25 protein-coding genes, 1 other RNA gene and 2 other annotated features are annotated in these 24,794 nt (G+C 43.1%); of the genes, 5 read left to right on the forward strand and 21 right to left on the reverse strand.

Annotated features, from left to right (window positions below; all coding sequences use genetic code 11):
• Positions 1–26: 26 nt before the first annotated feature.
• From NPA43_RS11935 to NPA43_RS11970, 8 genes are all read right to left on the reverse strand, one after another.
• On the reverse strand, positions 27–1,112 hold the full coding sequence (locus tag NPA43_RS11935) for an acetyl-CoA C-acyltransferase (RefSeq protein WP_099727741.1): 1,086 nt from the start codon (positions 1,110–1,112) through the stop codon (positions 27–29).
• Positions 1,097–2,557 carry an acyl-CoA synthetase gene (locus NPA43_RS11940; RefSeq protein WP_249705071.1) on the reverse strand — a complete coding sequence of 487 codons (1,461 nt, stop codon included), beginning with the start codon at positions 2,555–2,557 and terminating at the stop codon, positions 1,097–1,099. Before NPA43_RS11940 ends, NPA43_RS11935 begins: the two co-directional genes overlap by 16 nt.
• Complete coding sequence (locus NPA43_RS11945) at positions 2,557–3,126, reverse strand: biotin transporter BioY (RefSeq protein ID WP_230030503.1); 570 nt, start codon at positions 3,124–3,126, stop codon at positions 2,557–2,559. The genes NPA43_RS11940 and NPA43_RS11945 overlap by 1 nt, the downstream gene beginning before the upstream one ends.
• 152 nt (positions 3,127–3,278) lie before the next feature.
• Positions 3,279–3,560 carry a DUF1292 domain-containing protein gene (locus NPA43_RS11950; protein ID WP_099727744.1) on the reverse strand — a complete coding sequence of 94 codons (282 nt, stop codon included), beginning with the start codon at positions 3,558–3,560 and terminating at the stop codon, positions 3,279–3,281.
• Between the two features lie 15 nt (positions 3,561–3,575).
• Positions 3,576–3,992 (reverse strand): Holliday junction resolvase RuvX, encoded by a 417-nt coding sequence (ruvX, locus tag NPA43_RS11955; RefSeq protein WP_099727745.1) that lies wholly within the window; start codon positions 3,990–3,992, stop codon positions 3,576–3,578.
• A gap of 3 nt (positions 3,993–3,995) precedes the next feature.
• The gene (locus NPA43_RS11960) at positions 3,996–4,262 is read right to left on the reverse strand and encodes an IreB family regulatory phosphoprotein (RefSeq protein WP_024718370.1); all 267 of its coding nucleotides are present in this window, start codon (positions 4,260–4,262) and stop codon (positions 3,996–3,998) included.
• Positions 4,263–4,351: 89 nt separating this feature from the next.
• Positions 4,352–6,988 carry an alanine--tRNA ligase gene (gene alaS / locus NPA43_RS11965; protein ID WP_099727746.1) on the reverse strand — a complete coding sequence of 879 codons (2,637 nt, stop codon included), beginning with the start codon at positions 6,986–6,988 and terminating at the stop codon, positions 4,352–4,354.
• Between the two features lie 80 nt (positions 6,989–7,068).
• Positions 7,069–7,277 (reverse strand) — a binding site (T-box leader).
• Between the two features lie 43 nt (positions 7,278–7,320).
• Complete coding sequence (locus tag NPA43_RS11970; RefSeq protein WP_099727747.1) at positions 7,321–8,385, reverse strand: AI-2E family transporter; 1,065 nt, start codon at positions 8,383–8,385, stop codon at positions 7,321–7,323.
• Positions 8,386–8,609: 224 nt separating this feature from the next.
• On the opposite strand from NPA43_RS11970, the gene NPA43_RS11975 reads away from it, so the two are divergent.
• The 4 genes from NPA43_RS11975 (at position 8,610) to NPA43_RS11990 (ending at position 11,561) form a co-directional block, all read left to right on the forward strand.
• Entirely contained in the window at positions 8,610–9,338 is a 729-nt protein-coding gene (locus NPA43_RS11975) for an amino acid ABC transporter ATP-binding protein (protein ID WP_099727748.1), read from the forward strand.
• 13 nt (positions 9,339–9,351) lie between these two features.
• Entirely contained in the window at positions 9,352–10,161 is an 810-nt protein-coding gene (locus NPA43_RS11980) for a transporter substrate-binding domain-containing protein (RefSeq protein WP_283775112.1), read from the forward strand.
• An 80-nt stretch (positions 10,162–10,241) separates the two neighbouring features.
• Positions 10,242–10,895, forward strand: a complete 654-nt coding sequence (locus tag NPA43_RS11985; RefSeq protein WP_099727750.1) for an amino acid ABC transporter permease — start codon at positions 10,242–10,244, stop codon at positions 10,893–10,895.
• Positions 10,896–10,910: 15 nt separating this feature from the next.
• A complete protein-coding gene (locus NPA43_RS11990; protein ID WP_099727751.1) occupies positions 10,911–11,561 on the forward strand; it encodes an amino acid ABC transporter permease in 651 nt (216 codons plus the stop codon).
• A gap of 36 nt (positions 11,562–11,597) precedes the next feature.
• Here the strand turns inward: NPA43_RS11990 and NPA43_RS11995 are convergent, their stop codons facing one another.
• The 8 genes from NPA43_RS11995 to cymR form a co-directional block, all read right to left on the reverse strand.
• Positions 11,598–11,729 (reverse strand): YrzQ family protein, encoded by a 132-nt coding sequence (locus tag NPA43_RS11995; RefSeq protein WP_078061693.1) that lies wholly within the window; start codon positions 11,727–11,729, stop codon positions 11,598–11,600.
• A gap of 20 nt (positions 11,730–11,749) precedes the next feature.
• A complete protein-coding gene (locus tag NPA43_RS12000) occupies positions 11,750–11,941 on the reverse strand; it encodes a hypothetical protein (protein ID WP_003216308.1) in 192 nt (63 codons plus the stop codon).
• Positions 11,942–11,954: 13 nt separating this feature from the next.
• The gene (locus tag NPA43_RS12005; protein ID WP_230030506.1) at positions 11,955–12,413 is read right to left on the reverse strand and encodes a PRC-barrel domain-containing protein; all 459 of its coding nucleotides are present in this window, start codon (positions 12,411–12,413) and stop codon (positions 11,955–11,957) included.
• 91 nt (positions 12,414–12,504) lie between these two features.
• Positions 12,505–14,889, reverse strand: a complete 2,385-nt coding sequence (recD2, locus tag NPA43_RS12010; RefSeq protein WP_099727752.1) for an SF1B family DNA helicase RecD2 — start codon at positions 14,887–14,889, stop codon at positions 12,505–12,507.
• Positions 14,890–14,908: 19 nt separating this feature from the next.
• A complete protein-coding gene (locus tag NPA43_RS12015) occupies positions 14,909–15,562 on the reverse strand; it encodes a tetratricopeptide repeat protein (RefSeq protein WP_230030507.1) in 654 nt (217 codons plus the stop codon).
• A gap of 62 nt (positions 15,563–15,624) precedes the next feature.
• Positions 15,625–16,743: a tRNA 2-thiouridine(34) synthase MnmA gene (mnmA, locus tag NPA43_RS12020; protein WP_230030508.1), complete on the reverse strand. Its 1,119-nt coding sequence runs from the start codon at positions 16,741–16,743 to the stop codon at positions 15,625–15,627.
• A gap of 95 nt (positions 16,744–16,838) precedes the next feature.
• Positions 16,839–17,981 carry a cysteine desulfurase family protein gene (locus NPA43_RS12025; RefSeq protein WP_256498841.1) on the reverse strand — a complete coding sequence of 381 codons (1,143 nt, stop codon included), beginning with the start codon at positions 17,979–17,981 and terminating at the stop codon, positions 16,839–16,841.
• 18 nt (positions 17,982–17,999) lie between these two features.
• A complete protein-coding gene (cymR, locus tag NPA43_RS12030) occupies positions 18,000–18,419 on the reverse strand; it encodes a cysteine metabolism transcriptional regulator CymR (protein ID WP_099727806.1) in 420 nt (139 codons plus the stop codon).
• A gap of 207 nt (positions 18,420–18,626) precedes the next feature.
• Between cymR and NPA43_RS12035 the strand changes: the two genes are divergently transcribed.
• Positions 18,627–19,892, forward strand: a complete 1,266-nt coding sequence (locus NPA43_RS12035) for a replication-associated recombination protein A (protein ID WP_099727756.1) — start codon at positions 18,627–18,629, stop codon at positions 19,890–19,892.
• 32 nt (positions 19,893–19,924) lie between these two features.
• Here the strand turns inward: NPA43_RS12035 and NPA43_RS12040 are convergent, their stop codons facing one another.
• From NPA43_RS12040 to NPA43_RS12060, 5 genes are all read right to left on the reverse strand, one after another.
• On the reverse strand, positions 19,925–20,689 hold the full coding sequence (locus NPA43_RS12040) for a tRNA threonylcarbamoyladenosine dehydratase (protein ID WP_099727757.1): 765 nt from the start codon (positions 20,687–20,689) through the stop codon (positions 19,925–19,927).
• Between the two features lie 92 nt (positions 20,690–20,781).
• Positions 20,782–20,962, reverse strand: a non-coding RNA gene (gene ssrS, locus NPA43_RS12045) — 6S RNA.
• Positions 20,963–21,039: 77 nt separating this feature from the next.
• On the reverse strand, positions 21,040–22,818 hold the full coding sequence (gene aspS / locus NPA43_RS12050; RefSeq protein WP_099727807.1) for an aspartate--tRNA ligase: 1,779 nt from the start codon (positions 22,816–22,818) through the stop codon (positions 21,040–21,042).
• Between the two features lie 18 nt (positions 22,819–22,836).
• Complete coding sequence (gene hisS / locus NPA43_RS12055; RefSeq protein ID WP_099727758.1) at positions 22,837–24,111, reverse strand: histidine--tRNA ligase; 1,275 nt, start codon at positions 24,109–24,111, stop codon at positions 22,837–22,839.
• 73 nt (positions 24,112–24,184) lie between these two features.
• Positions 24,185–24,424 (reverse strand) — a binding site (T-box leader).
• A 58-nt stretch (positions 24,425–24,482) separates the two neighbouring features.
• Complete coding sequence (locus tag NPA43_RS12060; RefSeq protein WP_180275524.1) at positions 24,483–24,653, reverse strand: YrzK family protein; 171 nt, start codon at positions 24,651–24,653, stop codon at positions 24,483–24,485.
• Positions 24,654–24,794 lie beyond the last annotated feature (141 nt).

The raw sequence follows: 24,794 nt of genomic DNA on the forward strand, positions 1-24,794 counted from the left end.
GTTCGGCAATTACTTGCCCATGCATCTCATGACAGAACTTGACATAATACGGCTAAACCAACACCACCGCCACTGCCAATGGCAGCCATGACATAGCTTCCTTTCGGTAAGGCGTGAGCTTCGTAAAATAACCTCACCATCATAGCAGCTCCCGATGCGCTGTACGGATGCCCAAGACAAAGTGCACCGCCTCTTCTGTTGATCCGGTCATAAGGTATTCCTAGCGTCCGAGCAATCAGCGCCACTTTCAGCGCAAACGCTTCATTGATTTCAAACAGCGCCACGTCTTCTATCTTCATCTGTTCCCTATGTAAGAGTTTCTTGATCGCATCAATGGGTGAAGCAGCAGGAAAATGCGGATGCATCGCCGTCACAGCACTTCCGACATACCGTAACTTAGGCTTTAAGCCTTTGGCCTCTGCTTCCGCTCTTTCCATCACAACGACTGCGGCTGCGCCGTCGGCTTCCTTGCAGCTATTGGTTACAGTCACAGTTCCTTCTGATAAAAAGACAGGCTTTGCCCGCTTAATCAGCCTTGCGATCGGTCTTATTTTAGCGGCCGCTTCATCTGTGCTCAGCCCGTCAATCGGAACAATTTCTTCTGAATACGTTCCCTGTTTGAATGCCTCTATACTTCTTTCCCAGCTTAAAAGCGCATAGTGATCTTGTTCTCTTCTCGTGACAGAAAATCTTGATGCGGTCAGCTCTGCTGCTTCTCCCATATGCGGATCTCCTATCCAATCCGGCGAAAAGCGGGCTCTTTCTTTCATCGGTGATCTGGAAATGCTCTCAGTCCCGCCAGCAATATACATTGATCCCTCCCCCGATAGAACCATGACACAAGCCGTTCTAATCGCTTCAAGACCAGAGGCACACTGCCTGTCAATGGTCATGCCGGGAATGTGTCGAGAAAGCCCTGCTTCTAATGAGGACAGGCGAGCAATGTTTCCGCCACCCCCTACCACATTACCTAAAATCACGTCATCTGGCTTCCTCAGCTGAGACAAATGCTGAATAAGGGGCGCCGCTAAATGCTCTGGGCGATAATCCTTCAGCATCCCGTTTTTGTCACCGAAGGGTGTTCGTTTTGCTTCCACTATGACTGCTTGCATGACAATTGATCCTCCGCCCACTTTTTCATGCTGGCACGAGCGATTTTCCCGCCGGATGTTTCGATCATTTGGTCAATGACAAGCCATTTTTTTGGTATCTTATAAGCCGCCAGTTTTTCTTTGGCAGCTTGCCTAATGCTCTTTGTCTGCTGTACTTGTTCAATAATGGCAACAGGGATTTCACCCCAATATGGATCAGGAAGGCCTATTACGATCGACCGTTTCACCTCTGGCTGTTCATTTAGCACACGCTCAATTTCCTCTGGAAAAATATTCAGTCCTCCATAGACGATCATGCCATTCTCACGGCCGCTCATATACAAATACCCATCTTCGTCCAGCCACCCCATATCATAGACCGTCAGCCACTCCTCTGGCTGTTTTTCCTCGTGTAAGTAACCTGAAAAAGACATCGGGCTTTTCACATAAATTCTCCCTGTTTCATTTGGCTGACAGACGGTTTGATCTGCTCGTCTCACTTCAACTTGAATCGTAGAGAAAGGCCGTCCAACAGAAGTAGGTTTTTGCAGAAAATCATTTGAAGATAAATAGGAGACAAAACTCAACTCTGATGTTCCATAAAAATCAAAAAATGTGACATGTGGATCGTTGGTTACTAGTTGTTTTTTTGAAGAGATTCCCCAATCCGCCCCAGAGGATATGACGAGAAGCGGAGTGTCTCCGAAAGCATCAATTTGCAGTAATGATTCTGTCATGGTAGGGACCGTATAAACAGCAGTGATGTCTCCCCTTTCTAAGGCAGCCTTTCCTTTCTCTGGCGTGAATTTTTGTAATAGCGTCACCGTGCCGCCAAAGTATAGTGTACTGATGGCACCATATAAAAAATGAGAGGATAAAAGTGTGCCTAAAATGAGAACATGATCTTGATGAGTGATCCCAAATTCAGAGGCCGTCATTCGAAAGCTCTCGATCCATGAATGCTGACGCCTCATAAAGGCTTTGGGTGAACCCGTTGATCCTGAAGTAAACCCCATATAAAAGGCAGGATCTTCCTCGGTATCGTGTTTGTTAGATTGAACGTGTGTGATAAGGCTCATTCTTTCTTTCCATTCAGATAAAGAAAGAACAAGCATGTCTACCTTGATCTTTTCAAATCTTCTCATATATCGATCCTCAATAATGACGAGATCTGCTTCACTTAACAAGAGCTTTTCTACACATTCTTCATGACTCCATCTCGGATCAAGAGGAACGGCTGTCCACCCTGCGCAAGCCGCTCCAGCAAATATTTGTAGAAAAGAAGCACCATTTGATACTAAAAAAGCGACTCTTTTTTGCTGATGAGCCGTTTCATTTAGCCACTGTGCTGATGTCTGCACACGCTCATGCCAATCTTGATAAGTGATGCTCTCTTGTTCATCTATGATGGCGATATGATCTGGCTTCATTTTTGCATGTGCTGCATAGCTTTCAGTTATTCTAATCAAACCGCTCGCCTCCCTTTATGTATGTCCCTTTTTCGATATGACATTGCTTGGATGATTTTCATCGTGAAGACGGCACACATTCCAGCTTTGATGAGATCACCTGGGATATAGATCAAACTGAGCAGAGCTGCCTGTGTGACCTTTATATGCATCATCATGGCTTGAAAAGGAATGCCGCATACATACAGAATCCCGATACTGCATACCGCATAGATCATAAAAAGACGCAGAGCGGTCACTTTTTTCAGCCGGTTCAGCCACAGGCTGATCATAAAGGCAGCCACTGGATAAGCCAGTAAAAAACCACCGCTTGGTCCAAAAAAGACCCCAATCCCGCCTCTTCCTCCAGATAAAAGAGGTGCGCCTGCTGCCACAATCAGGAGAAAAAGAAGTAAACTGATCAGCGCTTGTTTTGGCTTTAACAGCCCCCCAGCAAGCAAAAGACCTGCAGTTTGCAATGTGATTGGTACTGGTGTAAACGTAAGTAATATCGGCGGGATCAACCCTAACATCCCGACGACTGCTGTCATTAACGCCATTTGCATCATATCTTGAATTTTCAACATTCATGCCCCTCACTCGATTCCTTGATAAAAATAGAGTAAAAGCTCGAGTGATTTATGTCAACCTAAAATTTATTCAAGTTAACATATCAGGCGTAAAAAAAACCTGTGAAAAAAGATCACTTAAGATCATATTCACAGGCCTTTTGTTTGTTCTATTCTTCGTCTTCTTGATCTAAGAACGTATTTAACGTTTCTTCGATCATGTCCCACTCTTCATCTGTTTCAATTGGCTTTAGCTCGCCATCTTCACCGTCTTCGTTCGGTGTGAAGCTTGATGCATGAATTTCGATTTCTTCGTTGTCCTGCTCAGAAATTGGGTAGTAAAGGACATATGACTTGTTAAAATGGTCGCTTTCAAAAGTAAATAGTACTTCGCAAAGCTGTTCATTTCCATTATCATCAACGATTGTAATTTGCTTTTCTCCGTGTTCCATTTGATTCACCTCATTTTAATTTAAGCTGTCTAAGTACCCTTGAAGGATCATGACAGCCGCCATTTTATCAATGACTTTTTTACGCTTTTGTCTGCTCACATCTGCAGAGATGAGCATTTTTTCCGCTGCCATTGTCGACAGACGCTCGTCCCAAAGCACAACAGGAACATTGTACGTGTTTTCTAACACTTTCGCAAATGATTGGCTGGCTTCGCCTCTAGGACCGACCGTACCATTCATATTCTTTGGAAAGCCAAGTACGATTTTATCCGCTCCGTATTGCGCAATGATCTCAGACAGGCGGCTGAGACCAAAGTCTCCGCCTGCTTCATTAATTTTAATTGTTTCAATCCCTTGCGCTGTCCATCCCATTTCATCACTGATCGCAACACCAAGGGTTTTCGTGCCTAAATCTAAGCCTAAAATTCTCATGTTTTACGCCTCTTTATGTGTCTCTAAGTACGATTTAACCAATTCCTCAATTAATTCGTCTCGTTCTAGTTTACGAATTAGGTTGCGTGCATCCTGATGTCTTGGAATATATGCAGGGTCGCCTGACAGCAAGTATCCGACAATTTGATTGATCGGGTTATATCCTTTTTCTTGGAGTGCATCATAGACTGTAATGAGCACTTCATTCACATTGGTTTCAGCTGAATCATCAGAGAAGTTAAACTTCATTGTCTTATCAAATGAACTCACTGCTTCTTGCACCTCTCTTCCAACATTCTACTAGCAAGCTTTTTTCTAACCGCTCATCTAATACCATTATTCTACACTACATTGCCTGATTATAAAACGGATTTGACAGATTCTTCGACAATTGCCAGTGCTTCTTCAAGTTTTTCTGGTTGTTTCCCGCCTGCTTGCGCCATGTCTGGACGTCCGCCTCCGCCTCCGCCGCAGATTTCAGCTACCTGCTTGACAAGCTTCCCTGCATGAAGACCTTTTTCGATAACGTCTTTTGTCACTCCTGCTGAAATGTTTACTTTTCCATTTTGAACGGCTCCGAGCACAATGACAGCTGACCCTAATTTGGCTTTTAAATCATCTACCATTGTTCTTAAATGGTTCATGTCTTTGGCGTTTACTTTTTCTGTTAACACTTTCACTCCGCCAATGTCTTTGACTTTTTCTAAAATAGAGCCTGCTTCGGCCTGACTTAGTTTCGCAAGAAGAGATTCGTTTTCTCTTTGAACCTCTTTTAAATCTGCCTGCAATGAAGCGATGCGTTTTGGTACATCTTTCGTATTTGACTTAAGCTCACTAGCTGCCTGCTCTAAAATGGCCAGCTGGTCATTTAATTCTTCGTAGGCACCTTTACCAGTCACAGCCTCAATACGGCGTGTTCCAGCACCAATACCCGATTCAGACGCAATTTTAAACAAACCGATTTCCGCAGTATTTTGAACGTGACAGCCGCCGCATAGCTCGATGCTGTAATCGCCTACCTGGACAACGCGGACAATATCGCCATATTTCTCACCAAACAGCGCCATTGCGCCCATTTCTTTTGCTTCAGCGATCGGTTTTAGGTCAATCGCAACAGAAATGCCTTCCCAAATCTTTTCGTTGACGATTTTTTCAATCTGTGACAATTCTTCTTTTGTCACTTGTCCAAAATGAGAGAAATCAAAGCGAAGTCTGTTTTCGTTCACCAGCGAGCCTGCTTGGTTGACGTGGCTGCCTAATACATCTTTTAGCGCCTGATGCAAGAGATGCGTCGCTGTATGGTTTTTCACAATGCCTTTTCGCAGAGCTGATTCCACTTCAGCAGTCACTTCAAGTCCTTTTTGAGCCGTACCGCTTACGACCACTCCTTCATGGACATGCTGACCATTTGGCGCCTTTTTCACATCTTTGATTTCAATGATGGCTTCTGCGCTTTTTAATGTCCCTTTATCGGCTACTTGTCCACCACTTTCAGCATAGAAAGGTGTTTCATCTAATAAGATTTGCACCGTTTCTCCTTCATGTGCTTCCGCGACAATTTCACCATTTTGAAGCAATTCGACAATGCGGGATGCCGCAGTTAAATTTTCGTATCCAACGAAGGTACTCTCTACTTTAATATCACCTAGAGCCCCGCCTTGAACCTGCATACTGCCGACATCCTGTCTCGCATTTCTTGCACGTTCACGCTGCTTCTCCATCTCCGTCTGGAAGCCTTCTCGATCGACTGTCATGTTCTCGTCTTCTGCATATTCTTCTGTCAGCTCGACAGGGAATCCGTACGTGTCATACAGCTTAAATACATCTTCGCCTGAAATCTGTGAGCTGCCATTGTCTCTTTCTTTTTTGATCACTTCTGACAAAATGGCTAGCCCTTCATTCAGTGTTTCATGGAAACGTTCTTCCTCGTTTTTGATTACTTTCGCAATAAATTCTTCTTTTGCTTGTACATCTGGATAGAAATCCTTCATAATCTCAGCAACAACTGGCACTAGATCATACATAAATGGACGGTGAATATGGATCGTTTTTGCATAACGCACGGCACGGCGCAGCAAACGTCTTAACACATATCCGCGGCCTTCATTGGAAGGAAGCGCTCCGTCACTTACGGCAAAGGCAACAGTCCGGATGTGGTCAGCAATAACTTTAAATGCTGTATCCTTTTCCTTCGTCTCCCCATAGCTTTCTCCAGAGATGGTTTCTACAGCACGAATAATCGGCATGAATAGATCTGTATCAAAGTTCGTCGGTACGTTTTGAATGACAGATACCATTCGTTCAAGACCCATCCCTGTATCAATGTTTTTCTTCGGCAGTGGTGTGTATGTACCATCTGGATTATGGTTGAATTCAGAGAACACAAGATTCCATACTTCTAGATAACGCTCATTTTCCCCGCCTGGATATAATTCTGGATCGTTCAAGTCGTGACCATATGCTTCGCCGCGGTCATAGAAAATTTCTGTATTCGGCCCACTCGGCCCCTCGCCAATATCCCAGAAGTTGCCTTCAAGGCGAATAATACGTTCTTCAGGTACACCAATTTTATCTCTCCAAAGAATATACGCTTCTTCGTCCTCTGGATGTACAGTGACAGATAACAGATTCGGATCAAAGCCAATCCACTCGTCACTCGTTAAGAATTCCCAAGCCCAATCAATGGCCTCTTCTTTAAAATAGTCACCAATAGAAAAGTTGCCAAGCATTTCAAAGAACGTATGATGTCGGGCTGTTTTCCCAACATTCTCGATATCATTCGTACGAATAGATTTTTGCGCGTTACAAATACGCGGATTGTCAGGAACCACGCGGCCATCAAAGTATTTTTTTAATGTCGCAACCCCGCTGTTAATCCATAAAAGTGTTGGATCATCGTGCGGTACGAGGGACGCACTCGGTTCTACAGCATGTCCTTTTTCTTTAAAAAAGTCTAAAAACATTTGACGTACTTGAGCAGAAGTTAAAGTTTTCATTTAAAAATCCTCCCTTTTCATTTCATCAATCTCCACACAAACGAAAAACATCCCGCCCTATGCAAGCATAAAACTACTTACACAGGGACGAGATGTTCTCGCGGTACCACCCTGATTATAGACATATTCGTCTATCACCTTCACATCCGATAACGCCGGAAGAGAGCGGCAGTGTTTATCTGCACTCAGGACTAGCTTCCGTTAAAGGTCTGATAAGGCTTTTCTCAGCAAAATAAAGCCTCTCTCTGCAACAGCTTTTTAACGTACTCGGGTCCATCATTGAATTCAATATGTATGAATCGAAATTATTATAGACAACTCGGCTCGTCTTGTCAATGAACGCTTCGTCTCATCAGGATATATTGCACAATCATGACCCTGATAATAGCGGCAGTTGGTACGGCTAAAATCATCCCAATTAAACCAAACAACTCTCCTCCTGCGAGCAAAACAAGCATAATAACGACAGGATGCATATGGAGACTTCTCCCAACGATGATCGGACTGAGTATATTACTTTCCAAAAATTGCAAAACAGCCACTGTGATCAGCACAATCATCACCGACTTCACCGAAATGGTAAAAGCAATAAAGACAGCAGGAATCGCCCCAATAATCGGACCAAAGTACGGAATCACATTCGTTGCCCCAATCAGCATGCCAAGGACAAGCGGATACGGAATATGAAACAGCCAGAGAACAATGGCTGCTGCCCCCCCAATTAAAGAACAGACAAGCAATTGTCCTCTAATATAATTACCAAGCGAGTCGTCCACCGCTTTCACAAAAGCGTGGCCTCTCTTTCGGAATCTCGATGGCGTTAAATACCATGCAGCCCGCTTCATTGTATTCATATCTTTCACCATATAAAAGACAAGAAAAGGAATAAGCGCTGCGACTAATGCGTAATCCAATAATACTTTACAGCTAAGAATCATCCGCTCTGCCCCATTTGCTGCATATGTTTCCGATTGAACAATCAAACGATCCAGCCGATCGTGAAGCCCGTCAGGCCAATGGCTTGTATGACGATGAATATGAGATAAAGCGCCATTATAGGTTTCGGCAAGCACAGGGATTTGTTCTGACAGCTCATTTAACTGCGTAATCATGACAGGCGCCCCTTTGTAAACCGCAAAACCAATCCCGCCAAAAAACAGCACATAAATCAATAAGAGACTGACTGTTCTAGGCCAGCCTTGCCCGTGCAGTCTTTCGATAATAGGATAAAGCAGATAAGAAATAAAAATGGCGATGAGCAGCGGAATAAGAACCGCTTTTAGTAATAAAAAAATGGGCATCCACAATTCGTCGAGCTGAACCAAAATGAGTAAGGATGCAAGGACAAGCAGTACACCTGCAGCATATATTAGAAATTGGATCGGACGTTTCTTCACCTTTTTCACCTCTTTTCTTATTGTTTAACCATCTTCTGCAATTATCCATGTAAATAAAATTTGTCCTAACTTTGTTAAAAATGAATATACATGAAACATACAGCTCCATCCAACGTCACTGTTTGCTGTAAAATCTCGTCAGAAAACATTCCATTTTTTACTTCTTTTCACACAAGGTATGCTAGTATCCACTTTAGCCAAATAAACACAAGAGGAGGTTCTTCATGATCACATTCGAAGAAGTCAACAAGCATTATGGCCAGTTCCATGTACTTAAGGACATGAACCTACATATTCAAAAAGGTGAGGTTGTTGTGATCATCGGTCCTTCAGGGTCTGGTAAAAGCACTATGCTCAGGTGCATCAATCGTCTCGAAAGCATTGATGAGGGAAAAGTACTCGTCAACCAAGTGTCTGTCCAGCATCCGAAGACCAACATCAATCTTGTCAGGCAAAATATCGGGATGGTGTTTCAGCACTTTCATCTTTATCCGCATAAGACAGTGCTTGAAAACATTATGCTTGCGCCAATGAAGGTCAAAAAAGTGAGCAAGGAAGAAGCAAAGGAAACAGCTGAATTTTATTTAAATAAAGTCGGCATTCCTGAAAAAGCAGACACCTATCCTTCAAGACTCTCCGGGGGACAGCAGCAGCGTGTTGCCATTGCAAGGGGACTCGCTATGAAACCTGAGGTCATGCTTTTCGATGAACCAACATCCGCTCTTGATCCAGAGATGATCGGTGAGGTACTAGATGTGATGAAACAGCTGGCCCAAGAAGGAATGACCATGGTTGTCGTTACGCACGAGATGGGGTTTGCCCGGGAAGTGGCTGACCGCATTGTCTTTATTGATGAAGGCAGAATCCTTGAAGAATCAACACCCGCTGCATTTTATGAAAAACCGCGTGAGAAACGTGCTCAGTTATTTTTAAGCCGTATTTTAAATCACTAGGGGGAATGGTTTGATGAAAAAATTGAAACGTTTTGGTCTATTACTTTTTATGACTTGCTGTATGGCCGCTCTGGCTGCTTGTGGTTCTACTGAAAAAGGCTCGACTGATGCGAAGCAAGGAAGTTCATTAGAAGCCATTAAGAAAGACAAAAAAATCATTTTTGGCGTAAAAAATGACACACGTCTTTTTGGTCTAAAAAATCCTAGCAGCGGAGACATCGAAGGATTTGATATTGATATTGCAAAAGCCATCGCAAAGGAAATGCTGGGCGATGAAGGAAAAGCAGAATTCAAAGAAGTAACATCTAAAACAAGAATCCCTTTGCTGCAAAAAGGTGATATCCATGCAATTGTTGCTACCATGACCATTACAGAAGAGCGCAAAAAAGAAGTCAATTTCTCAGATGTGTACTTTGAAGCAGGACAATCACTGCTTGTGAAAAAAGGAAGCGGCATTCAATCAATTGATGATTTGAAAAAAGGGACGAAGGTGCTTGCAGTGAAAGGCTCTACTTCGTCTCAAAACATCCGCGAGAAAGCACCTGAAGCATCTGTTTTAGAATTTGAAAACTATCAGGAAGCCTTTACAGCACTAAAATCAAACCAAGGGCAAGTGCTTACAACAGATAATGCCATCTTATTTGGTATGGCAGACGAGGATTCAAATTACGAAGTCGTCGGCGGCACCTTTACAGATGAGCCTTATGGCATTGCTGTGAAAAAAGGGGATCAAGAATTGACAGATGCCATTAACAAAGCGTTAAAGACTTTAAAAGACAATGGAGAGTATGACAAGATTCATAAAAAATGGATCAAAGAATAATCGTTTGACTAAGTCAAGATCAATGCCCACAGGTGAGCCGCTCATTGGCTCCCCTGTTGACCAGGAAGGAAGTGAACTGATTGCTGCGGTTTTCAATTTTAACTGAAAACTTCAATCTTTATTTAGAAGGGTTTAAATATACCATTAGCGCAAGTGTCATTGCTTTGATTGGAAGCTTTTTGATCGGTACACTCATTGCCATTATGAGAATTGCTCCACTGAAGCCGCTCAACTGGTTAGGAACGGCTTACGTGGAATTTATTCGGAATATTCCGTTATTATTAATCACATTTGTTTTCTTCTTTGGTTTACCTGTGCTTGGTATTGTGGCAGATGGCTTCACAGCTGGAACCATAGCTCTTTCCATTTATACTTCTGCATTTATTGCTGAAGCCATTCGAGCAGGTATACAAGCTGTACCGCTTGGGCAAATGGAAGCAGCACGGGCTTCTGGTCTTTCATACGGCGGGACGATGCGATATATTATTCTTCCGCAAGCGATTAAAATTGTCGTCCCCCCTCTTGGGAATCAATTTATTAACCTTGTCAAAAACTCCTCTATTCTAGGTGTCATTGCAGGGTTTGATCTCATGTATCAAGGAGACCTGATCGCTTCTAGAACATTTGTGACATTTGATGTCTACATCTTTGTTGCCATGTTCTATCTGCTATTAACGATTCCGCTCAGTTTAGGCGTTGGTTATTTAGAAAAAAGATTAGCAAGAAGCCACTAGAAAGGAGGAAACATAATGGATTTTATAGGTGCCTACCAGCCTGATCATCTCGCCTTTTTACTTGAAGGATTTGCTGTCACCTTAAAAGTGGCTTTTATCTCCATCATTTTGAGCTTTCTCATTGGATTAGTCATTGGCACATTGCGGTTCGCTCAAATTCCGGTTTTATCAAAGGTGCTTGCGGTCATCGTAGAAACCATTCGGAACCTGCCGCTTTTGCTGATCATCTTTTTTACGTATTTTGCACTGCCTGAAATCGGCATCAAACTAAGCATTACAGCCTCTGCCATAGCAGCTTTAACCGTGTTTGAATCAGCCATGCTGTCAGAAATTATTCGGAGCGGTCTAAAATCAATTGATAAAGGTCAGGTCGAAGCTGCCAGGTCTTCTGGTTTAACCTATATCCAAACGTTAAAAATAATTATTATGCCGCAGGCTTTACGCCGAATGGTACCGCCGATTGTGAGTCAATTTATTTCACTTTTAAAGGATACATCGCTTGCCGTTGTCATTGCTCTTCCAGAATTATTGCATCACGCACAAATTTTAAACGGTCAGAGTCAATCGTACTTACTGCCAATTTTCCTATTAGCGGCGATGATGTATTTTGTCGTCAATTTCAGCTTATCCTTACTTGCACGCCGTTTAGAATACAAACAGGCATAAAAAAGGACATCCGCTCATGGTGGATGTCCCTTTTGTTTAAAGCATACGCATAACACGTTTTCTTAGCTTTTTCATATCCCGCTTCGATGGCATATCATATCGACTCGCAAAGTGATATGCTAGTGCACCTGCACCAAGCGTTAATAGTGAAGAAGTCATTTTGCCCATTCGAAATTCCCCCTTAACACTTATAGTTGAATTGAACGTTCATCATCACTAAACAGATCATCTAAACTGCTTAGTGTACCGTCTTCCTCCACTTGGTGTGTAGATATTTTACCTTTTGACAGCGTCAATTCAATAAAACAGCCCCAGCAATAATATTGATTGACCCCAATTTTTCCGATGTCTTTACATTTGCAATTTGGGCAAATGAGCATAATCAGCACCTCTTTACGTTCGGTTTAGAACAAGTGCTTCCTTTTGAACGTTCATCAAGGTTCCGGCAGCATGCAGCTGTTTTCGAATCCCTGATAGCTCTGTAAAGAAGCCGTCCGAGAGTTCATATGCTACGATTGTGCCCGAATTTGCGCAAAAGTATACATCTTCCAATATGCCTAAATTTTCACCCTCAGGTGATTGCATCATTTTCTTTTTCAATTTCGAAAATAATAAGGATGGGACAGAGGAATCTATTCCTACTCCCTCCTGGCAGCTCACATATAGACCTTTGTCTGTCAGCTTATCGCCAGCTGAGAATGGAATGAGTGCACAGTCTTTCTTTTTCCCATCTAACACATATCCCCCGCAGCTGCCGCCGGCTAATAAGCAAATATCTTTGATGGCACCAAGTGAATGAGACTGCTCACCTGTATAGATCGACATTCCTTCAAGCTCTCGACATGTTCTCAAAATGTGCTCAACCACCTTTTGCGGAACAGTCTTATCGTGTGCGTTTGTTTCATGACTCATACGAAGAAATGGCTTCCATGAAGGAAGCCATTTACTCTTGCATAAAATCAAACGGAGTGATTCCCTCCATGCCAATATTTGCGTCATGTACGCTAAACGGAAGCTCTTTTTGGAGCGCTGCAAGCTCCGCATCCATGACCTCTTCGGTTTGAACAAGGCGCCTCGTTAAGGACGTTTGTCTGAGGGAATCCTCATTATTTTTCACGCCCCACTCCAGTGCTGATTCTTCGCCGCACAGAATTAAAAACTTTTTGCTTCGTGTAATGGCTGTGTACAGCAAATTTCGGCGAAGCATTCGGTAATAGCTTCTTACGACTGGCAGCACAACGATGGGAAATTCACTGCCTTGTGATTTGTGAATGGAGCAGCAATAGGCATGGGTAAATTGATGAAAATCTTTTTTCGTAAAGGTGATTTCGTTCCCATCAAAGGAAATCACAGCCATGTCTTCTTTTTCTGTGTTTTCTTTCGCATAAAAAATCGAGACAATTTCACCAATGTCACCGTTAAAAATGTTGTTTTCCGGCTGATTCACAAGCTGCAGCACCTTATCTCCCGTCCGGTACACCACATCACCAAACGGGATTTCTCTGCCTTTTGGCTTTTTAGGATTCAAAATGTGCTGAAGCATTTTATTGAGCTCATTGATGCCTGCTTTTCCTTTATACATGGGCGCCAGCACCTGAATATCTTTTGCTGAATAGCCTTTTTGAGCAGCATTGCTGACAACTTTTTCAATGACTTCTTTCATTTGATCAGCTGAACATTGAATGAAGGACCGATCCTTCGAGCGTGCAGTGATATCTTTTGGCAGGACGCCATTTTTCATATCGTGTGCAAGTTCAACAATGGTAGAACCATCTGCCTGCCGGTAAATATCAGTTAACGTAACAGCTGGTACAGCATGTGACGCAAGTAAGTCTCTTAAGACTTGGCCCGGTCCGACAGACGGAAGCTGATGTTCATCTCCTACCATAATGACTTGAATGTGATCAGGGATCGCTTTAAACAAATGATTCGCAAGCCAAATATCTAGCATACTCGATTCATCAATGATGACAAGCTTTCCTTCAATCGGCTGTTCCTCATCATGTGAGAAGCCCTCTGATCCATTCCAGCCTAGCAGGCGATGAATGGTCACAGCTGGAAGCCCTGTTGATTCTGTCATCCGTTTAGCCGCCCGTCCAGTTGGCGCCGCAAGCACAAATGGAAAGGATTCATCTTTTTTATAATCACTCGGATCAAGAGATACACCGTGAAGATCGCTATAGAGCTCGACAATTCCTTTAATGACGGTTGTTTTCCCTGTCCCAGGCCCGCCTGTTAAAAGCAGCATCGGGGACATGAGCGCCTTTTGAATCGCTTCCTTTTGTGTCGGAGCATACTGCACGCCTAGCCTTTCCTCCAGCTCACCAAGTGCAAGAAGGAATTCTGATTCAGGAAATTGATCTGCATATTCCGTTTGGGAGACGATTTTTTGAATGCGTTTGGCGACACTTCGCTCCGCATAAAATAAGGACGGATGATAACAGCGGTCATCTTCAATGATCATCTCTTTCCCTTCGCCAAGTGCCAAAATCTGATTGGCAACGTCCATTTCAGTCACTTTGTACTCATTGCTTGTTTGATTGAGCAGCTTACGGGTTTCAACGATCAGATCTTTTGTTTGTATGTACGTATGACCGTCCTGAAGGCTCGCTGTCTCGACTGTATATAGCAAGGCTGCACGGATTCGCTCTGGGTCATTTCCTGATATCCCTGTTCTAGCACCGAGCTCATCTGCTTTAATAAATCCGATCCCCTCTACATCTTTGACGAGCTGATAGGGATTTTCCTCGATCTTTTGCAAGGTTTCACTCTCGTACACTTGATAAATCTTCATACTGAGCTGCGGGCCAAAGCCATATTGATTCAGGCTGATCATAATTTGTTCCAGCCCTTGATGCTCCTGAAGCGCTGCAGCCAGCTTATCTGCTTTCTTTTTTGATAGGCGCGGAACGTCATACAAAACTGACGGGTCACGCATAATTTTATGAAGCGTCTGATTGCCGAGCTGCCCCACAATGTCTTCCGCTGTCTTTTTCCCTATCCCTTCGAATAAGTCACTTGAGAGATAATGAATAATCCCTTGCTTTGTTGTCGGCACTTCCTTTTGAAAATGAGTCGCCTGAAACTGTTCACCAAATTTCGGATGGCTTGTGACTTTGCCGTAAAAGGTGTAGGTTTCGTCTTCATGAAGTGCTGGGAAGTAGCCTGTGACAGATGCTGTTTTTTCCTCTAAGTTTTCAGATGTTTCAATGACTTTCACCTTTAACACCGAGTATAAATTACTTTCATTATGGAAAATAACAGCTTGAACCGTCCCTTTTAAAAACGGCTCGTCCTCAAGCTTCATTTGATCTGGATGTTCCTGCACAGGTCTTCCCTCCTTCCGTCTATTCTGCCTCTTGAATCAGCTTTTGCGCATGCAGTGCCAGCATATGGTCAGGCTGCACGTCAATGGCTTTTTCTAGCATCTCAAGCGCTTCGTCCTTTTTCTCTAAATACGCATACGCAACTCCTAAATTATAAAAGGCATCTGCATGCTGCGGATCACGTGCGACGACTTCGGTAAAGGCCGTCACCGCTTCTTCCAGCATGTGTTCATTGGCTAAGCACATGCCAAATTGAAATCTTGCTTCATTATCTTCTTCGTTTAGCTCAATCGCACGCTGAAGGTACGGCATCGCAAGCTTTGGCTGCTCTAATTTGATGAGCGTCTGCCCTAACATATAAAACAAATCACTATTTTCCATTCCAGCTTTTAGTGCTTGTTCAAAGTAGTCTTTCGCTTTCATAAAGTCTTCTTTTAATGTGTACACATTTCCTGCTCCATAATAGGCCGCAGCTGCCGTGCTATCGAGTTCAATCGCTTTTTGAAAGAAGTTTAAAGCGCGGTCAAATTCATTGATACTTGACAGTAAGTTTGCAAAGTTAATATATGGAACTGGATCCTTTGGGCTTTTTTCAATGGCTTTTGTAAAAGCTTCAGCTGCCTTTTCGATGTTCCCTTGATTTAAAGCTTCTATGCCGATCTCGTTATGGTTCATTTGCTCTCATCATCCTTTCATTAAAAAACCTCAACAGCGACGTTGAGGTTTTTTAAAACATGTTACACATACGACAGCTTTTGACCGTCTTTAAAGACATCGTCAATTGTACCGCCGCCAAGACATTCTTCACCATCATAAAAAACAACCGCTTGTCCTGGGGTGACAGCACGAACGGGTTCTTCAAAGATGACCATCGCTTCTTGCTCACCTGTCATTTTGACTTTCACATGATGATCTTCTTGACGGTATCTGAATTTTGCTGTGCATGTTAATTCACCGTTTTCGTCAACAATATGAGGACGAGTCCAGCTTATATTAACGGCTGAAATACTTTCAGAATATAAAAGGGGATTGTGGAAGCCTTGTTCTACAAACAATACATTTTGCTCCAAGTCCTTCCCGACGACGAACCAAGGATCACCGCTTCCGCCAATGCCAAGTCCTTGGCGCTGACCGATCGTGTAATACATCAGTCCATCATGTTCACCTTTTACTTCTCCGTCCATCGTCTGCATCACGCCAGGCTGTGCAGGCAAATATTGGCTGAGGAACGTTTTGAAGTTTCTTTCCCCAATAAAGCAAATGCCAGTTGAATCTTTTTTTGTTGCTGTAGCGAGCTCTGCTTCTTTTGCTAATTCACGAACCCTTTTCTTCTCCAAATCACCGATTGGGAACATCACTTTATCAAGCTGTTCTTGAGTCAGCTGATTTAAGAAATAGGTTTGGTCTTTATTTGCATCAAGACCTCTTAGCATTTTGACTTCATCGCCAGTTCTATCGACACGGGCATAGTGGCCTGTTGCTAAATAATCTGCACCGAGTGACAATGCATGCTCAAGAAATGCTTTGAACTTAATTTCTTTGTTACACATGACATCTGGGTTTGGCGTTCTGCCCGCTTTATATTCATCAAGGAAATATTGAAACACTTTGTCCCAATATTGCTTCTCGAAATTCACTGCATAATAAGGGATTCCAATTTGGTTACAAACGCGAATGACATCCTCATAGTCCTCCGTTGCTGTACATACACCATTTTCATCTGTGTCATCCCAGTTTTTCATAAATATGCCGATTACATCATAGCCTTGCTCCTTTAACATAAGAGCAGCAACTGATGAATCGACTCCTCCGGACATACCGACCACAACTCTTGTGTCTTCTGGTCTTTTTGTCATCTTCATCAACTCCAATTTCAATGAAACAACGTGCGCGTTTCGTTCTTCAGGTGCCTGGCTGCTTCATTTTTCACACACGAACAAAAGGAGAGCATTTATTTGGCTAGGCGTTTAACAACAGCCGCTATTTTGTGCGCCGCCTGCTTCACATGATCCTCTTCATTTCCAAGACCGAAGCTTATTCTGACTGAGGACGTCAGTTCTTTTGCTTCTTCGCCATACATGGCGCTTAAAACGTGCGAAGGAAGGACAGATCCAGCCGTACATGCAGATCCGCTTGAAACAGCAATCCCTTCCATATCTAAATTTACAAGTAACGATTCAATGGAGACGCCCGGGAAATGAACATTTAAAATGTGCGGCAATGTCTCTTTTGGATGTCCATTGATAGAGAAATCTAGTGATTCCTCTTCGAATACTTGCAGCATGGTTTCTTTGAGCTTACCATAATGTATTGCTTTTTCTCTTCTATTTTGCTTTGTTAATTGAACAGCTTCTGCAAGTCCCACGATTCCTGCCACATTTTCAGTACCAGCACGGCGTTTTCTTTCTTGTTCTCCTCCAAATGACTGCGGAGAAAGTTTCACGCGTTCGTTGACATATAAAAAGCCTGTTCCCATCGGACCATTTAGCTTATGGCCAGAAGCAGATAAGAGATCGATATGAAGATCTGCTACATCAATTGGTATTGTGCCAAACGCCTGCACCGCATCTGTATGAAAATGAGCAGCGTGATCTTTTAGAAGTTCGCCAATGTCTTTGATCGGCTGAATCACACCTGTTTCATTATTGCCGTACATGATGGTGACAAGAATCGTATCATCTCTGAGCGTTTGTTTTAATTGATCAAGTTGAATCAATCCAGTGTGATCAACGTCTAAATACGTCACTTCAAATCCAAGCTTCTCTAAGCGTTCACATGTATGCAGCACCGCATGATGCTCTGTTTTCGCTGTGATGATATGTTTGCCTTCATGCTGCCTTGCCATTGCAACACCTGTGATGGCAAGGTTGTCCGCCTCTGTTCCTCCACTTGTGAGGATGATCTCCTGCGGTTTACAGTGTAATTCTCCTGCAATGACTTCTCTTGCTTCATCGAGCCACTTTCTTGCCTCGCGCCCATATGAATGAATACTAGAGGGATTGCCAAATATCTCTGTAAAGTAAGGCATCATCTTGTCCACAATACGCTGATCCATAGGCGTTGTGGCCGCATGATCTAAATAGATTCGTTCCATTTCCGGTACACCTCTGATCTAAATATAGAACATATACGCGTCTTGATCCCCGTCATCTGTATAGCTTGCCAAGTCTTCAAGAGTTGTATTGTCCAGTACGTCTTTTACTGCATCACGAATACGAATCCAAAGTTCACGCTTTGCTGGTTCTTCGTTTTCGATGACTTCGACAGGACTAATAGGTCCTTCTAATACACGAATAATATCACCGGCTGTGATCTCGTTTGGTTCATGGGCAAGAACATAACCCCCATATGCCCCGCGGATACTTTTCACAAGACGGGCATTGCGAAGCGGTGATACAAGCTGCTCTAAATAATGCTCAGACAAATTATTGTTTTGAGCGATTGATTTTAATGATGTAGGGCCTTCGCCATGTTTTTTGGCTAATTCGATCATGATCGTCAGACCATATCTGCCTTTAGTTGAAATTTTCAAGTTAAACACCTCTGCGTTTCCTATTCTATGTCATCAATTATTTTTCTGATTTCATATACGCGATATATAGACCAAAAGCAATTATATCATACTTTAAGCCAACTTTCATTTGCGGGTTCTGAGCTCTAGAGGAGGACGCATCCCTTTTCTATTTGAAGAAATTTCGGTACTCTATACAAACAAGACATTGCTTTAGGAGAGATAATCATGAAACCTTTAGCTTATCGGATGCGCCCAAGCCATATTGGAGATATCATTGGGCAGGAGCATCTCGTTGGAGAAGGTCAAATTATTAGACGGATGGTCGAGGCGAAACATTTATCCTCGATGATTTTATACGGACCGCCGGGCATCGGCAAAACATCAATTGCGACTGCGATCGCCGGGAGTACAAGCATTGCTTTCCGGACATTGAATGCGGTCATTCATAACAAAAAAGATATGGAAGCTGTCGCCGCTGAAGCGAAAATGAGCGGGCAGGTGATTCTCATTTTAGACGAAGTCCACAGGCTGGATAAAGGAAAACAGGATTTCCTTCTTCCTTATTTAGAAAATGGCATGATTATTTTAATTGGCGCCACCACAGCCAACCCCTATCATGCGATCAATCCTGCCATCCGAAGCCGGACACAAATATTTGAGCTGAAGCCGCTTGAAACAGAGCAAATCAAAACCGCGTTAACAAGGGCATTACAGGATGAACATCGCGGGCTTGGCGGCTATTCGGTGACGGTCCATGATGAGGCAATGAATCACTTTGCTAGTGGATGCGGAGGAGATGTACGCTCTGCTTTAAACGCGTTAGAACTAGCGGTCTTATCGACAAAAGCAGATGACACTGGACACATCTTCATCACACTTGCCGCAGCAGAAGAATGTTTACAAAAAAAGAGCTTCTCGCATGATAAAAACGGTGATGCTCATTATGATGTCCTGTCAGCTTTTCAAAAATCCATCAGAGGATCTGACGCAGATGCGGCGCTGCATTATCTTGCCAGACTGATTGAAGCAGGAGACCTTGAAAGCATTTCAAGAAGATTACTCGTGATGGCTTACGAGGATATTGGCTTAGCCAGTCCACAGGCAGGCCCCCGCGTATTAAGTGCTGTCCAAACAGCAGAGAGGGTCGGCTTCCCCGAAGCCCGTATTCCGCTGGCCAATGCCGTCATCGAGCTCTGCCTCTCTCCAAAATCAAACTCGGCTTATAAGGCGATTGATGCGGCGCTGCATGACATTCGTACAGGGAAAATCGGTGAAGTCCCTGTTCATTTAAAAGATGCTCACTATAAAGGGGCCACAGCACTCGGAAGAGGCGTCGATTATTTATATCCACACGATTATGACAACGGCTGGGTGAAGCAGCAATATTTACCTGACCCGCTTAAAAACAAGCAATATTATGAACCGAAGCAAACAGGGAAATTTGAAGGTGCACTGAAGCAGGTCTATGAGAATTTAAAACGACAAAAATAAAACAGCCCCCTGCGTTTTAGCAGGCGGGCTGTTTATTTATCTTTCACACGTGTAATCGGAATATCTTTTAAAAGCTTCATAATGACATGACCACCCATGATCAGCCCGGCAACAGATGGGACAAATGCATTGGATGACGGCGGCATTTGCGCCTTACGAATCTTCGCTTCATCATTTCCAACTTCTTTTCTGACATCTTCACGTATGACAATTGGACTTTCATCAGAGAAAATGACTTCAATCCCCTTACGAATGCCTTCCTTGCGCAGACGTGTTCTCACGACTTTTGCAATAGGGTCCGTATGTGTTTTTGATATATCATCAATTTTGAAGCGTGTCGGATCTGTTTTGTTTGCAGCACCCATACTCGAAATGATGTTCACATTGCGGTTTAAACATTCTTTCATTAAATGAATTTTATAGTGAATGGTATCTGACGCATCAATGACATAATCAAGTGGATACTCAAAAAATTGCTCGTATGTTTCCTCTGTATAAAACATCTTTAAGGCAACAACTTCACATTCTGGGTTAATATCAGCGATTCTCGCCTGCATTAAGTCAACCTTTGGCTGACCAACCGTTGAAAGTAATGCCGGCAGCTGGCGATTCACATTTGTAATATCAATATCATCTTTATCAACAAGAACAATACGGCCAACGCCTGAACGAGCGAGTGCCTCTACTGCAAATGAACCAACGCCGCCCACTCCAAGCACTGCAACTGTACTGTTTTTTAATATATCTAAGCCTTCCTTGCCAATGGCAAGCTCGTTTCTTGAAAACTGATGTAACAAGTGCCTCACTCCACCTTTATTTAAAATGAATCGAAAGAATCATATCATATTCAGACTTCTCCGTCATCCTTCTCAAAAAGAAAAAAACACAAAAAAGTCCCGATGACGCCGCCAGCTTTTCCTTCGTTTTGAACCCCGCACCATGCAGGTGGGTGCTTTCTTCCTTTCTTTATAAGTCCTCTAATGAGGCATTTATGCAGAAAGGAAAGGCAAGCTCCCGTATGAAAAAATGTTCGGTCAAAACTAGGTAACCACCGTACGTATCAGGACTTTATTTATTGATTGATGAAAGCATATCATAGGCATGCCCTTTTTTCAAGCGTTTACATCCCTGTAAACATGCGCCTATTTTACTGTTTTACTTTTGTTTTAATGGCTAAACTCAGCTCATCAAGCTGCGCTTCGCTTACATGGCCAGGAGCATCTGTGAGAACGCAGCTGGCACTTGCGGTTTTCGGGAACGCGATCGTATCCCTTAGGTTAGATCGGCCTGCAAGCAGCATCACTAAGCGGTCAAGACCAAGCGCGATTCCGCCGTGCGGAGGAACACCATGCTCAAACGCATCCAGAAGGAAGCCGAACTGATCGTAAGCTTCTTCTTTCGAAAAGCCAAGTAAACCAAACATTTTTTCTTGAATGTCCTTTTCGAAAATACGAATAGAACCTCCGCCAAGCTCATAGCCATTGAGCACAAGATCGTAAGCCTGCGCCTTCATGTCTTCTGGGCTTGTTTCCATTAATTCAAGATCATCGCGAACTGGCATAGTGAAAGGATGATGGGCAGCATAGAAGCGGCCTTCTTCTTCATCTTTTTCAAGCAGCGGCCAATCGACAACCCATAAGAAATTGAAGGCAGACTCATCAATGAGTTCAAGCTCTTTGCCAAGTTTTAGACGAAGTGCTCCAAGCGCATCATGGACAACAGATGTCTTATCTGCAACAAAGAGTAAAAGGTCGCCTTCTTCCACTTGCAGCTGATCCTTTAATTCTGCTTGCTTTGCTTCATCAAAGAATTTAGCTATTGGTCCTTTTAATTCTGTCCCTTCAGCCTTTAGCCAAGCAAGACCTTTTGCACCGTAGTTGGCTGCAAATGCACCAAGTGCATCGATGTCTTTTCTAGAGTAGTTGGCTGCAGCCCCTTTTACATTCATGGCTTTGACAGCTCCGCCATTTTTCACAGCTCCGCTAAAGACTTTGAAATCAGAGTCTTTTACGGTGTCTGAAATGTTGACAAGCTTCATCTCAAAACGTGTATCTGGTTTATCAGATCCATAAGAATTCATTGCTTCATCGTATGTCATACGTGGTAATGGCAATGTAAGCTCAACACCTTTGACATCTTTCATCACCTTTGACATCATCTCTTCAGCAAGCGTCATGATGTCCTCTTGACTCATAAAGGACATTTCAATATCGACTTGTGTGAATTCCGGCTGGCGGTCAGCACGCAAGTCTTCATCTCTAAAGCAGCGAGCAATTTGATAATAACGATCCATCCCTGAGACCATCAGCAATTGTTTAAATAATTGCGGAGACTGAGGCAAGGCATAGAATTCTCCCTCGTGTACACGGCTTGGAACAAGATAGTCACGCGCACCCTCTGGCGTACTTTTTGTTAAAATCGGTGTTTCAATATCTAGAAAGCCGTTGTCATCTAAGAAATGGCGGAATGCTTTTGTTACTTCATGTCGCATTTTCATCGTTTCAAACATCGCAGGACGGCGAAGATCTAGGTAACGGTATTTTAAGCGCACATCTTCTGATACCTCGTCCGCTTGATCTGAAATCACAAAAGGAGGGGTCTTTGCTTCGTTTAAAACTGTGACCGTTTCGACTTGAATTTCAATTTTACCAGTTTTTAAATTTGGATTGATTGTTGCTTCCTCTCTTGCGACAACCGTTCCTTTAATATCAAGAACATATTCATTACGAATCGATTCTGCTGTCTCAAGCGCCTCTTTTGATAGGTCTGGATTGAAGACAGCTTGTACAATGCCTGTACGGTCACGCAGATCAATAAAGATTAATCCGCCAAGGTCACGTCGTTTTTGTACCCATCCTTTTAATACAACGGTTTGACCGATTTGGTCTTCTGTTACTTCTCCACAATAAAAAGTTCTACCAAACACAAACATTCCACTCCTTCTTTACGCTTTCTGGTGGGCTTTCATCATTTGAATCAGCTCATCAAGCTTCACTTCAATTTGTTCACCCGTTGTCGTATCTTTCACATTCACAATTTGCTGCGCCAGTTCATCTTCACCAAGAACGGCAATAAACTTGGCTTTCAGGCGATCTGCCGATTTAAATTGTGCTTTAAGTTTCTTCCCTGTATAATCCATTTCACTTGAAATGCCTTCTTTTCTCAGGCGGTTCAACAATGAAACAGCATAATCTTTTGCTTGATCTCCTAGTGCAGCAATGTATAGATCAATGCCATCTTGTAACGGCAGCTCAATATTTTCTGCATCAATGGCGGATAGGAAACGCTCAATACTCATAGCAAAACCGATGCCTGGTGATTCAGGACCGCCAATTCCTTCAACAAGTCCATCATAACGGCCGCCGCCGGCTAATGTTGTAATGGCGCCAAAGCCTTCAGCATTACTCATGATCTCAAATGCCGTGTGATTGTAGTAATCAAGACCGCGCACTAAGTTTGGATCGACGACATAGTCAATGCCTACATCTGTTAAGTATTGTTTGACTTTTTCAAAATAAGTCCGTGATTCTTCATTTAAGTAATCCTGAATGGATGGAGCCGTTTCCATCAGCTCATGGTCACGATCCTTTTTACAATCAAGAATACGTAATGGATTTTGATGTAAACGAATTTGGCAGTCATGACAGAATTCATCAATTCTTGGCTCAAAGTGCTCGACAAGTGCTTTGCGGTAATCTGCTCGGCTCTCTTTGTCACCAAGGCTGTTAATGACGAGCTTTAAGTTAGAAAGACCTGCTTTCTCATAAACACTCATCGCAAGTGAAATGACTTCTGCATCAATGGCTGGATCCTTTGAACCGATCGCTTCAATTCCAAATTGATAAAATTGACGATATCTTCCCGTTTGTGGACGCTCATAGCGGAACATTGGTCCAATGTAATACAGCTTTGTTGGCTGCGCCGGCTGTGCAAATAGTTTATTTTCAACATAAGAACGTACTGTTGAAGCCGTTCCCTCTGGGCGAAGTGTGATGCTGCGTCCTTTTTTGTCTTCAAATGTGTACATCTCTTTTTGAACGATATCGGTTGATTCGCCTACTCCTCGTGCAAACAGCTCCGTATGCTCAAAAATCGGTGTGCGAATTTCTTTGTATTGAAAGGCTGCACATGTATCTCTCGCTATTTGTTCAACATACTGCCAGCGTTCTGACTCTCCAGGTAAAATATCCTGTGTGCCTCTTGGAATATTAAAACTCATTTTTCGTCCTCCTACGACCATCATTCATTTTTTATGTGGACATATAAAAAACCCCCGCCTCTACTATGTGTATAGTAGGGACGAGAGTTATACCCGTGGTGCCACCCTAGTTGGAACATGAACTAGCCATGTTCCCGCTCAAATCCTTAACGCAGATTCACGTTCTCCGCCTAATGACTCATTTTTAGAGTGTTCAGCAGGAAACCTACAGAGTGTTCTTTCGTGATAAATGCCATGCGGATTCGCTTTCAGCCTAAGGCGATTCCTCTCTGCTCACGCAATTTACCCTACTATTCTCTATCATCAGTTCCACATTTTAAATTTTCAAGTGTGTTGATTTATATTATAATAAGGTCGGTGCTGCCACTCTGTCAACCCTTGCCTTGCCTCTTTTTCTTTTCCAGCTCTTCTTTTGACGTACATCCATATTCAGATGCCGTTTCTTCAAGGAAGCCTGGTTGATCCATTTCGTCGTGCTGCCAGCGATCAATATCACGATGTCCATTATATTGCACTCGTCCTAATTTTCTGCTTAATCTCATGTTTGTACATCCTTTTATCACATTTTTATCTAGTATAAACAGATTGATTCATTTTTATTAGGGAAACTGCAAGGAATTCATCCATTACATAACGAATTAACATTCATCGGTTTTACAAGGGAGGGGAAAACACCGTTTTGA

Origin of the sequence: Bacillus pumilus (genome assembly GCF_024498355.1) — a bacterium.
GTDB classification, from domain to species: Bacteria; Bacillota; Bacilli; order Bacillales; family Bacillaceae; genus Bacillus; species Bacillus pumilus_P.